At 47.7% G+C, this 16,438-nt stretch carries 17 protein-coding genes; all 17 read left to right on the top strand.

The window, feature by feature from the left end:
• Positions 1–2 precede the first annotated feature (2 nt).
• On the top strand, positions 3–890 hold the full coding sequence (locus M1E06_RS12540; RefSeq protein WP_020451409.1) for a MinD/ParA family protein: 888 nt from the start codon (positions 3–5) through the stop codon (positions 888–890).
• A complete protein-coding gene (locus M1E06_RS12535; RefSeq protein ID WP_020451410.1) occupies positions 887–1,960 on the top strand; it encodes a protein-glutamate methylesterase/protein-glutamine glutaminase in 1,074 nt (357 codons plus the stop codon). Before M1E06_RS12540 ends, M1E06_RS12535 begins: the two co-directional genes overlap by 4 nt.
• Positions 1,961–1,965: 5 nt before the next feature.
• Positions 1,966–3,987 carry a chemotaxis protein CheA gene (locus M1E06_RS12530; RefSeq protein ID WP_020451411.1) on the top strand — a complete coding sequence of 674 codons (2,022 nt, stop codon included), beginning with the start codon at positions 1,966–1,968 and terminating at the stop codon, positions 3,985–3,987.
• A 23-nt stretch (positions 3,988–4,010) separates the two neighbouring features.
• Complete coding sequence (locus tag M1E06_RS12525) at positions 4,011–4,487, top strand: chemotaxis protein CheW (protein ID WP_020451412.1); 477 nt, start codon at positions 4,011–4,013, stop codon at positions 4,485–4,487.
• 10 nt (positions 4,488–4,497) lie between these two features.
• Positions 4,498–5,127, top strand: coding sequence for a chemotaxis protein CheC (locus M1E06_RS12520; RefSeq protein ID WP_003181818.1), 630 nt, complete (start codon positions 4,498–4,500; stop codon positions 5,125–5,127).
• Positions 5,124–5,630, top strand: coding sequence for a chemotaxis protein CheD (locus tag M1E06_RS12515; RefSeq protein WP_003181820.1), 507 nt, complete (start codon positions 5,124–5,126; stop codon positions 5,628–5,630). The genes M1E06_RS12520 and M1E06_RS12515 overlap by 4 nt, the downstream gene beginning before the upstream one ends.
• A gap of 22 nt (positions 5,631–5,652) precedes the next feature.
• The gene (locus M1E06_RS12510) at positions 5,653–6,417 is read left to right on the top strand and encodes a FliA/WhiG family RNA polymerase sigma factor (protein WP_003181822.1); all 765 of its coding nucleotides are present in this window, start codon (positions 5,653–5,655) and stop codon (positions 6,415–6,417) included.
• A 95-nt stretch (positions 6,418–6,512) separates the two neighbouring features.
• A complete protein-coding gene (locus tag M1E06_RS12505; RefSeq protein ID WP_020451413.1) occupies positions 6,513–7,022 on the top strand; it encodes a DUF6115 domain-containing protein in 510 nt (169 codons plus the stop codon).
• Between the two features lie 153 nt (positions 7,023–7,175).
• Complete coding sequence (gene rpsB / locus M1E06_RS12500) at positions 7,176–7,916, top strand: 30S ribosomal protein S2 (protein ID WP_020451414.1); 741 nt, start codon at positions 7,176–7,178, stop codon at positions 7,914–7,916.
• 100 nt (positions 7,917–8,016) lie between these two features.
• Complete coding sequence (gene tsf, locus M1E06_RS12495) at positions 8,017–8,898, top strand: translation elongation factor Ts (protein WP_020451415.1); 882 nt, start codon at positions 8,017–8,019, stop codon at positions 8,896–8,898.
• Positions 8,899–9,047: 149 nt separating this feature from the next.
• Positions 9,048–9,770, top strand: a complete 723-nt coding sequence (pyrH, locus tag M1E06_RS12490) for a UMP kinase (protein WP_020451416.1) — start codon at positions 9,048–9,050, stop codon at positions 9,768–9,770.
• 16 nt (positions 9,771–9,786) lie between these two features.
• Complete coding sequence (gene frr / locus M1E06_RS12485) at positions 9,787–10,329, top strand: ribosome recycling factor (protein ID WP_154495759.1); 543 nt, start codon at positions 9,787–9,789, stop codon at positions 10,327–10,329.
• Positions 10,330–10,458: 129 nt separating this feature from the next.
• Entirely contained in the window at positions 10,459–11,241 is a 783-nt protein-coding gene (locus M1E06_RS12480; protein WP_020451418.1) for an isoprenyl transferase, read from the top strand.
• 12 nt (positions 11,242–11,253) lie between these two features.
• Positions 11,254–12,057: a phosphatidate cytidylyltransferase gene (locus M1E06_RS12475; RefSeq protein ID WP_020451419.1), complete on the top strand. Its 804-nt coding sequence runs from the start codon at positions 11,254–11,256 to the stop codon at positions 12,055–12,057.
• Positions 12,058–12,103: 46 nt separating this feature from the next.
• The gene (dxr, locus tag M1E06_RS12470; RefSeq protein ID WP_020451420.1) at positions 12,104–13,255 is read left to right on the top strand and encodes a 1-deoxy-D-xylulose-5-phosphate reductoisomerase; all 1,152 of its coding nucleotides are present in this window, start codon (positions 12,104–12,106) and stop codon (positions 13,253–13,255) included.
• Positions 13,256–13,261: 6 nt separating this feature from the next.
• Positions 13,262–14,527 carry an RIP metalloprotease RseP gene (gene rseP, locus M1E06_RS12465; protein WP_095323561.1) on the top strand — a complete coding sequence of 422 codons (1,266 nt, stop codon included), beginning with the start codon at positions 13,262–13,264 and terminating at the stop codon, positions 14,525–14,527.
• 109 nt (positions 14,528–14,636) lie between these two features.
• A complete protein-coding gene (locus M1E06_RS12460; protein ID WP_020451422.1) occupies positions 14,637–16,355 on the top strand; it encodes a proline--tRNA ligase in 1,719 nt (572 codons plus the stop codon).
• Positions 16,356–16,438 lie beyond the last annotated feature (83 nt).

Here is a 16,438-nt window from a genome sequence, read left to right as displayed (position 1 = left end):
ACATGGATCAGGCAGAAAGCTTACGAAGGCGGATGGGGCAGCGCTTCGCCGAACCGCCCGCCCCTGTCGCTCATCCAAAAGCGAAAACGCTCGCTGTTATGAGTGGAAAAGGAGGCGTCGGGAAGTCGAATATATCGCTGAATACGGCTCTCGCCTTCTTAGAAAAAGGAAAGAGCGTGCTGTTGATCGATCTAGATGTCGGAATGGGGAACATCGATATTTTGATCGGCCGGCAATCGCTCTGCACCGTGATGGATCTCCTTCAGCAAAAAATACCGTTTGAGCGCGCCTTGTCAGCCGGTCCGCGTGGCCTTCAATACATTTCGGGCGGAACGGGACTGGATGCGATGTTCGAATTGAACGGGGAAAACTGGGCGTTCTTTCTGAAAGAATTAACGCGGGCTTTGATAAGCTTCGATTATGTCATATTTGATATGGGAGCGGGGCTGTCAAAAGATCAGCTGCCATTCGTCCTGTCAGCGGATGAAATTCTGGTCGTCACCACGCCGGAGCCGACATCCATTATGGACGCTTACAGCGCGATCAAGCATTTGGCATTAACGGGACGCGATCTTCAGCTGAAAGTCGCTGTCAATCGCTGTACAACCCAAAAAGACGGAATTTCCGCCTTTCTCCGCCTTTCCAACACGGTAAACGCTTTTTTACAGCAAAAGCTTGCATATGCAGGGCCGATTCCTGAGGATCCCCTGGTACCAAGAGCCGTTGTGGAGCAGCAGCCGTTTCTGATGAAGAACCCGCGTTCCAAGCCGAGCAGGGCGGTTTACCTGCTGGCAGAATCGCTGCTTGATAACGGCAGAACGGAAATAGGCGAAAACCGGTCCTTTATCGATAAATTATCTTCATTCCTGAGGAGGGGCAATACATTATGATTCGTGTTCTTGTCGTTGACGACTCTGCTTTTATGAGAAACATGATCACCAAGTTTTTAACATCCAATCACGAGATTGCTGTAGCAGGAACGGCAAGAAACGGCGAGGAAGCGCTCCAAAAAATCAAGGAGCTCCGCCCGGATGTGATCACATTGGATATTGAAATGCCTGTGATGAACGGAAAAGAAACATTGAAAAGGATCATGGCGAGCGATCCGCTTCCGGTTGTCATGGTATCGAGTCTGACGCAGCAGGGGGCTGATATCACGATCGAATGTCTTGAGCTGGGGGCGATCGATTTCGTCGCAAAGCCGTCGGGTTCAATTTCAATTGATTTATATAAAGTAAGAGACATGCTGATTGAGAAAGTGTTGACAGCAGGGCGGGTGAAACTGAAAGGCCGGCCTGTTCCAATTTCAAAACCCGCCATCGAGACGGCAAAGCGGCCGCCGGTGAGCGGCAGCGATTCAGTCCGTGTTCGGGCTGGAAAACAGCTCATCTGCATCGGTACATCGACAGGGGGACCGAGAGCGCTGCAAAGAGTGCTTCCCAAGCTTCCCAAAACGTTGAAGGCGCCTGTTTTTGTCGTTCAGCACATGCCAAAGGGGTTTACAGCCTCATTAGCGAACAGGCTGAACCACCTCTCAGAAGTAACCGTGAAGGAGGCTGAAAACGGTGAGAGAGCGAAAGACGGCTGGGTTTACATTGCCCCCGGAGGGAAAAACATGGCAGTCGGCCTTGAAAAGGGCGAATTGGTGATCACGCTCGATGACCGCGACACAGAGAGCCGTCACAAGCCTTCTGTTGACTATTTGTTCCATTCCCTGGCCTCACTTCGGGAGTTTGAAAAAATCGCCGTCATTATGACGGGGATGGGAAGCGACGGAACAGAAGGCGTAAAAGGCCTTTTGAAACATGGAAGCGGAACGGTGATCGCCGAAGCAGCCGAGTCGTCCGTCGTTTTCGGAATGCCGAAATCGGTCATTAACAACGGGCTTGCAAACGACATCAAGCATGTTGATGAGATTGCCGCAGCCATTATGACGTATATGAAAAAAGAGAGGGCGTGACTCATATGGATATGAATCAATATTTAGACGTCTTTATTGAAGAAAGCAGAGAACATTTGCAAACCTGTAACGAAAAATTGCTCGAACTCGAAAAAAATCCGACAGACCTGCAGCTTGTCCATGATATTTTCAGAGCGGCTCATACCTTGAAAGGGATGAGCGCTACGATGGGCTATGAAGATATGGCTCATTTAACGCACAGTCTGGAAAACGTGCTGGACGCGATCCGAAATGAAGAAATGACCATTACGTCAGAGTGGATGGACATCATGTTTGAAGCGCTCGATGACCTTGAAGCGATTGTCCTTTCGATCATTGAAGGGGGCGACGGCAAAAGAGACGTTTCAGAAGTCTGCGCCAAGCTTGATGTGACAGGCGCAAACAAGGAGGCGGCCGCATCGGCAGAAGCGCCTGAAACGGCGTCGTCTGAAACGAAATGGGCCTATGACGAATTTCAGCGGACGGTCATCGCCGAAGCTGAGGAACAAGGCTTTAAATGTTACGAAATCAATGTTGCGTTGAAAGAGGACTGCCTGTTGAAGGGAGTTCGGGTGTACATGGTATTTGAACAGCTGAACGAAATCGGCGAAGTCGTCAAAACGATTCCGGAAACGGAAGTTCTCGAGTCGGAAGATTTTGATTCCGAATTCGTCGTGTGCTTTTTAAGCAAACACGGGGAAGAAGAGATTTTCAACAAAATCAACGGCGTATCTGAAATCGAAAAAATTGAAGTAACCGAGCTGAAAAACGATTTTTCGGCACAGGAAGAAGCCGCGCCTGCAGCGCCTGAAAAAGAAACGGCACCGAAAGACGCGGAGAAAACCCCGGCTAAGCAGCCGGACGGCAAAAAAGAAGCGGCGAAACCTGCAGCAGGCGGCGGAACGAAGACGATCCGCGTCAACATCGACCGCCTCGATTCATTAATGAACCTGTTTGAGGAGTTGGTCATTGACAGAGGGCGCTTAGAGCAGATCGCCAAAGAGCTTGAACACGGCGAATTAACAGATACCGTCGAACGGATGACAAGAATTTCAGGCGACCTGCAATCGATCATCCTCAACATGAGAATGGTTCCGGTAGAAACGGTGTTCAACCGCTTCCCGCGCATGGTCCGCCAGCTGACAAAAGAATTAAATAAAAAGATCGAGCTGTCGATTTTCGGGGCGGAAACCGAGCTTGACAGAACGGTAATAGATGAGATCGGCGACCCGCTTGTCCACCTCTTGAGAAACAGCCTTGATCACGGGATCGAGGCGCCTGAAGTCAGGGTGAAAAATGGTAAGCCTGAAACGGGTCAAGTCCGTCTGAAAGCATATCACAGCGGGAACCACGTCTTTATCGAGGTCGAGGATGACGGAGCCGGCATCAACCGCAAAAAGGTGCTTGAAAAAGCGCTTGAACGCAACGTCATTACCGAACGTGACGCCGAAACGATCGAAGATCATGAAATCGACGCACTCATTTTTGCACCGGGATTCTCAACCGCAGATCAAATCTCGGATATTTCAGGACGCGGGGTCGGCTTGGACGTTGTCAAAAGCAAGCTGGAATCTTTGGGCGGTTCTGTCAGCATCAGGTCGAGCGAAGGCGAAGGTTCGCTTTTCTCCATTCAGCTTCCGCTTACACTGTCGATCATATCCGTGCTGCTAGTCAAACTTGAAAACGAAACGTTTGCGATACCGATTTCTTCTATTATAGAAACGGCTGTCATCGATAAGAAAGATATTCTTCAGACGCACGACCGCGAAGTGATCGATTTCAGGGGCCATATCGTACCGGTGGTTTACCTGAAAGAACAGTTTAATGTTGAGGATTCTTCGGATGATCTTGATCAGCTTCACGCCATCGTCGTGAAAAAAGGAGACAAGCTGACGGCATTTGTTGTCGACTCCTTTATCGGCCAGCAGGAAGTCGTACTAAAATCACTCGGCGATTATTTAACAAACGTCTTTGCCATTTCCGGCGCAACGATTTTGGGAGACGGACAAGTAGCCCTGATCATCGACTGCAACGCCCTTATCAAATAGAAAGCGAAAGGAGAGCGATCCTCTTGACCACACAGAATACCACCGGTGAAAAAATGATTGTGTTCAAAGTAAATCATAAAGAGTATGCCATCTCTGTATCCGAAGTGATGTCCATTGAAAAATGGCAGCAGCCAACAAGGGTGCCGGGAGTGGAACCGTATATTTGCGGCGTCATTAATTTGAGAGGTGTTGTCACGCCTGTCATCGATTTAAGAAAGCGGATTGAAGCGCCTGGAGATACAATTACAGATGAAACGAGAATCATCATCATCACCCATCAGGACATTGAAGTCGGCTGGGTGGTGGACGAGGCGAACGATGTCATCACTGTCGAGGAAGAGGAAATTGAATCGGCTCCCGAAACGGTAGGAAAAGACGGCAGGCAATGGATTAAAGGCATCGTCAAGCAAGGGTCCAGACTTCTCAATCTGATTGACTCTGAAGCTGTTTTAAACCGGAAGTCGAGCCTTGCCGCCGCTTCTGAAAATGTGAAGAAATAAGGAGCCTATGATGAGCGTATTTAACGGAATTAGAGAAGAGCATCTTGATATATTGCGGGAAGTCGGGAATATCGGAGCGGGTCATTCCGCTTCTGCCCTGGCTCTATTGCTGAACAGGAAAATCGAAATGGAAGTGCCGTTTGTCAAGCTGATGTCGTTTGATGAGCTTGTCAACCTATTCGGCGGTGCAGACCTTCCTGTCGCAAGCATCTTTTTGCGCATGGAAGGGGATTTTCCCGGTTCTATGTTCGTGATCATGCCTTTTTCAGAGGCCGAGCAGCTGATCAGGGAGCTTGTCGGCAATCCGGAATTCGAGATTGACAGCATGACGCCGAATGATATCGGAGCCTCCGCCCTGCACGAACTCGGGAATATTATGGCGGGATCTTATTTGACCGCTCTCGCTGATTTGACAAACCGGCAAATGTACCCGAGCGTCCCTGAACTGACGCTTGATATGTTCGGAGCCGTCATCAGCGAAGGGCTGATCGAGCTCAGCCAAGTTGGAGACCAGGTTATCGTGATCGACAACTCCATTTTTGACGAGGAGCACAACCGGAAAGTAAAAGCGCATTTGTTCCTTCTGCCGGACTATGATTCTTTTGAAAAGCTCTTTCATGCATTGGGTGCAGCTCTATGAAAATCTTAGAAAAAGAAACATCGATTATCAGAGTGGGAATTGCCGATGTGAAAATAGTCCGCACTCCCGACAAGATCAGGACATCGGGTCTCGGTTCGTGCGTCGGACTCGTGCTCTATGATTTGGAAGCGAAGACGGCCGGTCTCGTCCACGTCATGCTTCCCGACTCTTCCTTATCCAAGACACCGGACATCAATGTGGCAAAGTACGCGGACACAGCTGTCGAAGCGACGGTCAAGATGCTGCTTGAAGCCGGATGCCGAAAATACGCTTTGAAAGCGAAAATGGCCGGAGGAGCCGAAATGTTTAAATTTAAGATGACAAATGATTTGATGAAAGTCGGGCCAAGAAATGTGCTTGCGATTAAAAAACATCTATCTCTCTTAAACATTCCGATTGTAAGCGAGGATACAGGCGGAAACAGCGGAAGAACGATCGAGTTCGATCCGCAGTCAGCCGAACTTGTCATCCGGACAGTTAAACAAGGTGTAACGACGATTTAATATGCAATATAGGGGGATAAAGATGCAATCCTTGAACTATGAAGATCAGATGCTTTGGTCGCGGTGGAAAGAATGGAAAGATCCTCAGGCAGGCGATGATTTAATCCGCCGCTATATGCCGCTTGTGACATATCATGTCGGCCGGATAGCCGTCGGCTTGCCCAAGTCCGTTCATAAAGACGATTTGGTCAGCCTTGGCATGCTGGGTTTGTATGACGCCCTTGAAAAATTTGATCCGGGAAGGGATTTGAAGTTTGATACATACGCTTCCTTCAGAATCAGAGGCGCTATTATCGATGGCCTTCGCAAAGAAGACTGGCTTCCGAGAACATCCCGTGAAAAAACGAAGAAAGTGGAAGCTGCGATCGAAAAGCTCGAACAGCGCTACTTAAGAAATGTTTCGCCGAGCGAAATCGCCGCTGAGCTGGGAATGAGCGAGCAAGACGTCGTGACCACAATCAATGAAGGTTTCTTTGCGAATCTCCTTTCAATTGATGAGAAGCTTCACGACCATGAAGACGGGGAGAACGTCCAGGTGATGATCAGGGACGACAAAACGAGCACGCCGGAAGAAAAAATGCTCAAAGACGAACTGATCTCCCAGCTTGCGGAAAAAATAAACGAGCTTTCAGAAAAAGAACAGCTCGTGATCAGCTTATTCTATAAAGAAGAGCTGACCCTGACGGAAATCGGACAGGTTTTGAATTTGTCGACTTCCCGCATTTCACAGATTCACTCCAAAGCGCTTTTGAAACTGAAGCATCTGCTGGATAAAGTGGTACAATAACATGTAAGCTGCCGGCATGGAACCGGCAGCATTTTTTAAGCGTCCGACAGGGAAGTCTTTTTTTGATTAAATTTCATGGTTAGCGAGTGAAAAATATGTCAACAATATTATGGCTTGTGAGCTTTACGCTCCACGGTATATTGATTTATTTCGTCATCATTCTGAATGCGAGGCTCAGCGCTTTTAAGGCGGCGGAGAAAGAGCAAAAACAGCTTTTGGAAGAAACCGAGAATACATTGACCGCTTTTTTGATGGAGCTAAAAGACGAAAATGAAAAACTCGTTCGCGAGATTCGGGCGAATGCCGAAGAAGAGCCGCAAAGAGTGCAAACACAGCCTGACATTCCTGCTCAAACCCCCGCCCTTTCGGAAGCGGACGAATCGCGCGATCTGCCGCTTCACATCGAAGCGATGATCAATGAGGTGGAGCAGGAAGAGGATGAGCTCAATCAAAAAGAGCAGGAATCCGTATCATATGAAGAAGAAGCTCTCGCATTATATGAAAAGGGGCTCTCTCCGGAGGAAATCGCAAGACAGCTGAAAAGCGGGAAAACAGAAATCGAGCTTTTCTTAAAATTTCGCGGAAAGCTGAAAAACGATTCTTGATTGTCGAGAAAGCTTATGTTATATTATTTCTTGGTGTTAATTACACACGCTTAACGATTTATGCAAGCGGTGCTGTGCGGTTCTCGCGTGCAGTCCTGCATAAAAATGACCTAAGCGGAGGAAAAAAACCATTATATTAGGAGGAAATAACACATGTCAGTCATTTCTATGAAGCAATTGCTTGAAGCTGGTGTTCACTTCGGCCACCAAACGCGCCGCTGGAACCCAAAAATGAAGCGTTACATCTTCACGGAGCGTAACGGAATCTACATCATCGATCTTCAAAAAACAGTCAAAAAAGTTGAAGAAGCATACAACTTCACGAAAAACCTTGCAGCTGACGGAGGAAAAATCCTTTTCGTCGGTACGAAAAAGCAAGCTCAAGACTCTGTTAAAGAAGAAGCGGAACGTTCTGGAATGTACTATGTCAACCAACGTTGGCTTGGCGGTACGTTAACAAACTTTGAAACGATCCAAAAGCGTATCAAACGCCTTAAAGATATCGAAAAAATGCAGGAAAACGGCACATTTGACGTACTTCCTAAAAAAGAAGTCGTTCAATTGAAAAAAGAATTAGAGCGTCTTGAAAAATTCCTCGGCGGAATCAAAGAAATGAAAGAGCTTCCTGACGCACTGTTCATCATCGATCCTCGCAAAGAGCGCATCGCGGTTGCAGAAGCGCGCAAGCTGAACATTCCGATCATCGGAATCGTTGACACAAACTGTGATCCTGATGAAATCGATGTTGTCATCCCTGCGAACGATGACGCCATCCGCGCTGTTAAATTGCTGACTTCTAAAATGGCAGATGCCATCCTAGAAGCAAAACAAGGTGAAGAAGTAGCTGAAACAGAAGCGAAAGAAGCAGAAACAACTGAAACAACAACTGCTTAACCTGGTCAAAAGGTGATAAGGGGGTCTGCCTTTTATCACCTTTTTTTTCACCAGATCAACACTTACATATTTTGTTTGATATATAAGGAGGAAATCAAAAATGGCAATTACTGCACAAATGGTAAAAGAGCTTCGTGAAAAAACTGGCGCAGGCATGATGGACTGCAAGAAAGCGTTAACTGAAACTGACGGCAACATGGATAAAGCGATCGATCTTCTAAGAGAAAAAGGAATCGCAAAGGCTGCCAAAAAAGCTGACCGCATCGCGGCTGAAGGTTTGACTTTGATCAAAACCGACGGCAACACAGGCGTTATTCTTGAAGTGAACTCCGAAACGGACTTCGTTGCGAAAAACGAAGGCTTCAAAGAGCTTTTGAACGACCTTGCTGACCACATTCTTGCTGAAAAGCCTGAAAGCGTTGAAGCTGCTATGGCTCAAAAAATGGCTAACGGTTCAACTGTAGAAGAATACATCACAAGCGCGGTTGCTAAAATCGGAGAAAAAATCACGCTTCGCCGCTTCACTGTCCTGACAAAAGGCGATGACGCTGCATTCGGCGCATACCTGCACATGGGCGGAAAAATCGGCGTATTGACTGTCCTTAACGGCACAACTGACGAAGAAACAGCAAGAGACATCGCGATGCACGTTGCAGCTGTAAACCCTCGCTTCATTTCCCGTGACCAAGTGTCAGAAGAAGAAGCGAACCGCGAGCGCGAAATCTTGACTCAGCAGGCGCTTCAAGAAGGAAAGCCTGAAAACATCGTCGCAAAAATGGTTGAAGGCCGCCTGAACAAATACTTCGAAGAAATCTGCCTGCTTGATCAAGCATTCGTTAAAAACCCGGATGAAAAAGTGAAACAGGTCGTTGCTGCGAAAAATGCAACAGTTGAAACATTCGTCCGCTACGAAGTTGGAGAAGGTATCGAAAAACGCCAAGAAAACTTTGCTGAAGAAGTTATGAACCAAGTGAAAAAATAAGATTGAAAAGCCGCTTGCCTTAAAACACATGGCAGGATCTTTTCAAAGAAAATAGGGGACACAATTTGTGTCCCTATTTTTAAAACAGTTTACAAACCTTTTTTTCTCTTGCATAATAAATAACGGCAAGCATGCACTTGGAGGTTAATATGGAAAAACCAAAGTATAATCGTATCGTATTAAAGCTTAGCGGAGAAGCCCTTGCGGGTGAACAGGGAAACGGCATCAACCCGACCGTGATCCAGTCCATCGCCAAACAGGTGAAAGAAATCGCCGAGCTTGATGTTGAAGTGGCGGTCGTCGTCGGCGGCGGCAACCTGTGGCGCGGAAAAACGGGCAGCGATCTCGGAATGGACCGCGCAACAGCGGACTACATGGGAATGCTTGCAACGGTCATGAATTCCCTTGCGCTGCAAGACAGCCTTGAAACGCTCGGCATTCAATCAAGAGTTCAGACATCCATCGAAATGCGGCAGGTCGCTGAGCCATACATAAGAAGAAAAGCGATTCGCCATCTTGAAAAGAAGCGCGTCGTCATCTTCGCTGCCGGTACAGGCAATCCATACTTCTCAACGGATACGACAGCAGCGCTCAGAGCGGCTGAAATCGAAGCCGACGTCATCTTAATGGCTAAAAATAATGTCGACGGTGTATACAATGCCGATCCTCGAACTGACGAAACAGCCGTAAAATATGAAAAATTGTCTTATCTCGATGTGTTAAAAGACGGTTTGGCCGTCATGGATTCAACCGCCTCTTCACTTTGCATGGATAACGACATCCCGCTGATCGTCTTTTCTATTATGGAAGAAGGAAATATTAAAAAAGCCGTTTTAGGCGAACAAATCGGTACAATCGTAAGGGGGAAATAACGTGTCAACTCAAGTGATGAATGAAACAAAAGAACGGATGGAAAAAGCGATAGGCGCTTATCAGCGCGAATTGGCGACTGTACGTGCAGGACGTGCAAATCCGTCTTTGCTGGACAAAGTGACAGTTGAATACTACGGAGCGCAGACGCCTTTAAACCAGATCGCGTCCATTACGGTTCCGGAAGCGCGCATGCTTCTCATCACACCGTATGACAAAACAGCGCTCGGCGATATTGAAAAAGCGATTCAAAAAGCCGACCTCGGCATAACTCCATCAAACGACGGCAACATCATCCGGATCACGATCCCTCCTCTAACTGAGGAGCGCAGAAAAGAGCTTGCCAAGCTCGTGAAAAAATATTCGGAAGATGCTAAAGTCGCGGTTCGCAACATCCGCCGCGATGCCAATGACGATCTGAAAAAACTAGAGAAAAATGGTGAAATGACTGAGGATGAATTGCGCTCTTCAACGGAAGACGTACAAAAGCTGACAGATGAATATGTGTCAAAAATTGATGAGATCACAAAAGATAAAGAGAAAGAAATCATGGAAGTTTAATGAAAAACTCTGTACAATAGATAATAGTGAAAAGACCCTCTCATGTTTACAGGGGGTTTTTTTGTTAATACTGTTGTTATCAAGAACGATATAACAGGAAAGCAACCTTTTGGGTGATGGAGGACTCTCATGCTCAATATACTCAAAAATTGGAAGAATCAGCATTCAGCTGCTTCCAACATGGAATGTTACACAAAAGAAAATATTTTAAAAGGAGAAATTCCTGAACATATCGCCATTATTATGGACGGAAACGGCCGTTGGGCAAAGAAACGGGCGATGCCCCGCATCGCGGGTCATCACGAAGGCATGAAGGTAGTCAGACAGACGACAAAGCTTGCCAATGAGCTCGGTGTCAAAGCGTTGACGCTGTATGCCTTTTCGACGGAAAATTGGAAGCGTCCTAAGTTTGAGGTTGACTTTCTGATGAAGCTGCCTGAAGAGTTCCTGGGAACGTATCTCCCGGAGCTGGTCGAAGAAAATGTCCGGGTCCGCTTGACAGGCGATAGGGAAGGACTGCCGCCCCACACGATCCGCGCGGTTGAAAAAGCCATCCGTGATACGGAGAACAATGACGGACTTATTCTTAATTTTGCATTGAATTACGGGGGACGTGCAGAAATCGTCAGAGCCGCAAAGAGAATTGCCGAAGAAGCGAAAAAAGGCACATTGAATACCGAGGAAATCGACGAAAAGCTATTTTCCGATTATTTAATGACAGAAGCTTTGCAGGACCCTGATTTGCTGATTCGCACAAGCGGCGAGATCAGGCTGAGCAACTTCATGCTTTGGCAGCTTGCCTACAGCGAATTTTTATTTACCGATGTATTGTGGCCTGATTTTAAAGACGTTCACTTGCTTCAGGCTATCGGAGAATATCAGCGTCGCGGGAGAAGGTTTGGCGGAATTTAGAGGATGGTGCAGATGAAACAGAGAATATTGACGGGTGTGATCGCGGCAGCGGTTTTTCTGCCGCTCGTGATTTTCGGCAAGCTGCCGTTCACCCTGCTAGTTTATGCAATAGGTATACTCGCTCTATTTGAACTTTTAAGAATGAAAGGCCTGAAGCTTATCAGCGCTCCGGGTATCATCAGCCTGCTGCTTTTGGCGGTTTTGCTGTATCCAAGCCAATATGCGGAAGACGCGGGGCTGGGCATAACCAAAGGGGAGGTCGTCTTTTTGGCCGTCCTTTTGCTTTTGGCATACACGGTGCTCAGCAAAAACTCGTTTACTTTTGACGAAGCGGCATTCGTGGCGCTGGCAGCAGTTTATATCGGATTCGGGTTTTATTACTTTATTGAAATCAGAAACATCGGACTCAGCTATGTCTTTTTTGCAATCGGCGTCGTCTGGTCAACGGATTCCGGCGCTTATTTTATCGGAAAGGCGTTTGGAAAGCGGAAGCTCTGGCCTGAAATCAGCCCTAACAAAACGGTTGAAGGCTTTTGGGGCGGAATTTTGACAGCGGTCGTTTTTTCCGCGATTTATCAGGCTGCCACAGGTTTTCCGCACGCTTATCTGTTTGTGCTGATCATTACCGTGCTTTTATCAATCGTCGGTCAGATCGGCGATTTGGCCGAGTCTGCGTTCAAAAGGCACTACAAAGTGAAAGACTCGGGCCGGATCCTTCCGGGACACGGCGGAATGCTGGACCGCTTTGACAGCTTTTTATTTGTCATGCCGGTTCTATACTTCCTGCTTGTTCTTTTTCAGCCGTTCGGGCTATGATAGAAAAGGGTACTGATAGCTAGAAAGAAACAGAGGTGCGGCAATTTTGAAGAACATATGTCTATTGGGGGCGACAGGCTCCATAGGAGAACAGACGCTTGATGTGATCAAAGCGCATGACGATAAGTTTCAGCTGACCGCCATGTCTTTCGGAAAAAACGCCGAAAAAGCGGCAGAAATCATTGAAACATTTAAACCGAAGTATGTATCTGTAGGGGATGAGCATACATATGAAGCATTAAAACAGCATTCTTTTTCTTACACCTTTAAAACAGGGATCGGGGAGGAATCTTTAATCGAAGCGGCCGTTAGTCCGGAAGCGGATGTCATTGTCAATGCTCTCGTCGGCAGCGTCGGTCTTCTGCCGACTTTAAAGGCGATGGAGCATAAAAAAACAGTCGCGCTTGCAAATAAGGAAACTCTCGTGACAGCCGGTCATATAGTGAAAGAACACGCCCAAACATACGATGTCCCGCTCTTGCCAGTCGACAGCGAGCATTCTGCGATTTTTCAGGCGCTCCAGGGGGAAAATCCGAAGCATATTAAACGGCTGATCGTCACGGCTTCAGGCGGCAGCTTCAGGGACAGAACAAGGCAGGAACTTGAAGGCGTCACAGTGGAAGAAGCCCTCAATCATCCAAATTGGTCGATGGGTGCAAAAATCACGATCGATTCGGCTACAATGATGAATAAAGGGCTCGAGGTCATTGAAGCGCACTGGCTGTTTGATCTGCCTTATGACCGGATCGATGTCCTCCTTCACAAAGAAAGCATCATTCATTCAATGGTGGAATTCCACGACCGAAGCGTCATCGCCCAGCTTGGCACACCTGATATGAGAGTGCCGATTCAATATGCGCTCAGCTATCCGGAACGCCTGCCGTTTGATGAAGCCAAATCACTCGAACTCTGGCAAGTCGGACAGCTGAATTTTGCCCAAGCTGATTTTGAAAGGTTCCGCTGCTTACAATTCGCTTATGAATCAGGTAAAATAGGCGGTACAATGCCGACTGTTTTAAACGCGGCCAACGAGGAAGCCGTTGCGGCATTTCTTTCGGGCAGGATTTCCTTTCTCGGGATTGAAGACATTATTGAAAAAGCTTTGGAACGCCATCAGGTGATCGCAAAGCCGAGCCTTCAAGAGATCCGTGAAGTGGACAAAGACGCCAGAAAGTTTGTCCAAACATTACTCACATAAGGTGGTATGTTCGTGAATACTGTGATCGCGTTTATTCTTATTTTTGGAACGCTCGTATTTTTCCATGAGCTTGGTCATCTCATCCTTGCTCAAAGAGCCGGAATACTGTGCCGGGAGTTTGCAATCGGCTTCGGTCCGAAAATCTTTTCGTTTAAGAAAAATGAGACCGTTTATACGATCAGGCTTCTTCCGATCGGCGGCTTTGTTAGAATGGCCGGCGAAGATCCTGAGATGATTGAAGTGAAGCCCGGTTATACGGTCGGGCTGTTGTTCGACAGCGAAAACAAAGTCGAAAAGATCATTATCAACCAAAAAGAAAAGTATCCTGACGCATTGGTCATCGAAGTGGAGCAGGCTGACCTGGAGCATCAGATGAGGATTACGGGCTATGAGCACGGCAATGAAGATCATCTCTCATCCTTTTCTGTCAGTGAAACGTCCTTTTTCATCGTAGACGGGGAAGAAGTCCAGATCGCTCCTTACAACCGCCAATTCCATTCAAAAACGGTTTGGCAGCGTATAAAGGCGATTGCGGCCGGCCCGATCATGAACTTTATTTTGGCTTATGTCATTCTCGTAATGCTCGGCCTGATGCAGGGAGTGCCGTCTGACGAGCCGGTGCTCGGCAAGTTGATAGACAACGGACGGGCGGCGGAAGCGGGACTCCAGGAAGGAGACCGCATTCAAACGATCAACGGGGAGAACATGAGATCGTGGACGGATATTGTCAACACGGTCAGGGAACACCCTGAAAAAGAACTGAAAATCGTTGTGATGCGCGACAACGTCAAGGTGACGAAATACGTAACACCTGAAGCAGTCAAGGCAGGGGACGAAACCGTCGGCAGATTCGGCGCTTACAACCCGGTGAAAACAGGAATCCTGACATCAATTTCCTACGGTGCGACCGAAACGGCGACAGTAGCGCAGAGCATCGTGACCAATCTCGGAAAGCTCGTCACGGGACAATTCTCAATCGACATGCTGGCCGGTCCTGTCGGCATTTATGACATGACAGACCAAGTGGCCAAGACAGGCGTTATCAATCTGCTGAAGCTGGCCGCATTTTTAAGCATTAACCTCGGGATCGTCAACCTTCTGCCAATCCCTGCGCTGGACGGCGGCAGACTGTTGTTCCTGTTTATTGAAGCGATCCGCGGAAAGCCGATCAACCGAGAAAAAGAAGCGTTTGTCGTCTTTGTCGGCGTCGCATTTTTGATGCTCTTAATGCTTGTCGTCACATGGAACGATATCCAGCGCTTATTTCTGTAAAACCAATTGCCTTTTTTAAGTGCAGCCAAGCCCTTTTAAAAGGCTCTTTTTTAGGGACGCCGTTCCCGACTCAAAAAGTAACCAACTGAAACAAATGAGGTGCGAACGAATGAGACAGAGCAGGACTTTAATTCCTACGCTCCGCGAAGTGCCGGCTGATGCTGAAGCAAAAAGCCATCAGCTTCTTCTCAGAGCGGGGTTTATCAGACAAAACACAAGCGGTGTATACAGCTATATGCCTCTTGCCAATAAAGTCATTCATAAAATCCAGAGCATTGTCCGCCAAGAAATGGAGAAAATCAATGCCGTCGAAATGCTGATGCCGGCGCTCCAGCAGGCGGAAACTTGGCAGGAATCGGGAAGATGGTACACGTACGGTCCTGAGCTCATGAGGCTGAAAGACCGCCACGGCCGCGAATTTGCCCTTGGCGCGACACACGAAGAGGTCATCACAAGCATCGTCAGAGATGAAGTGAAATCGTACAAGCGCCTTCCGCTGACCCTTTACCAGATCCAATCGAAATTCCGCGATGAAAAGCGCCCGCGCTTCGGTCTGTTGAGAGGCCGGGAATTCATCATGAAGGATGCGTATTCCTTCCATTCTTCCGCCGAAAGCCTTGATAAAACGTACAATGATATGTACCAGGCGTATACGAATGTGTTTACGCGCTGCGGCTTGAATTTCAGACCGGTCATTGCAGATTCAGGCGCGATGGGCGGAAAGGATACCCATGAATTTATGGCATTGTCCGATGTCGGTGAAGATACAATTGCGTATTCTGATCAGTCTTCATACGCTGCCAACATCGAAATGGCTGAAGTGAAGGAAGCCGGTGCTGGCGAGAAGGCTGAAATGAAAGAGCTCCAGGAAGTCCACACACCTTCGGTCAAAACGATCGAAGAAGTTGCCGCATTTCTTGGCATATCCCCGTCAGACTGCGTGAAATCAATGCTCATGAAAGCAGACGGACGTTTTGTCCTCGTGTTGACGAGAGGGGATCATGAAGTCAACGATATTAAGGTGAAGAATCTGCTCCAAGCAGAAACGATCGAATTCGCGAGCGTCGAAGAGGTTGCTGAGATAACAGGTACTGAGCCTGGCTTTGTCGGACCGGTGGGGCTCGACCGTGAAATCGAAATCTTTGCAGACTTTGCTGTGAAGGCGATGGCAAACGCAGCAGCAGGAGCGAATAAAACAGATTACCATTATCAAAACGTGAATATCAGCCGGGATGTGCACAATGTGACATTCGCCGATCTCCGCTTGATCCAGGAAGGAGACCCTTCACCGGATGGAAACGGAACGATCCGTTTTGCAAAAGGAATCGAAGTCGGACAAGTTTTTAAACTCGGCACCCGCTATTCTGAAGCGATGGACGCAACATACCTTGACGAAAACGGACGCGCTCAGCCGATGCTGATGGGCTGCTATGGAATCGGGATTTCCCGGACACTTTCGGCCATCGTTGAGCAGCATCATGACGATAAAGGCTTGATCTGGCCGCTGGAAGTGACGCCGTATGACCTGCACATCCTCGCGCTTAACATGAAAAATGACGCGCAGGTTCAGCTTGCCGAAAAGCTGTATGAAGATTTTAAAGCGAACGGCTATGACGTATTGTTTGATGACCGTGCTGAACGGGCCGGCGTTAAATTTGCAGATTCCGATTTGATCGGTCTGCCGATCCGCATCACGGTCGGAAAAAGAGCTGATGAAGGCGTTGTCGAAGTGAAGATCCGCAAAACCGGAGAATCATTTGAAGTCGCCGCTGAAGAGCTTTTGGACTTTATCGAAAAACAAGTCAAGAGCTTATCTTCTCACTCTTAAAGATGTTAAACTAGAGTAAAGGAAGGTACCTCGGGAATCGTCCCAAGGTACCTTCAATTATGATTTTCTTTTAGGGAGGAATC

The organism is Bacillus sp. AK124 (genome assembly GCF_053903085.1).
This window is presented reverse-complemented; position numbering and strand designations above follow the sequence as displayed.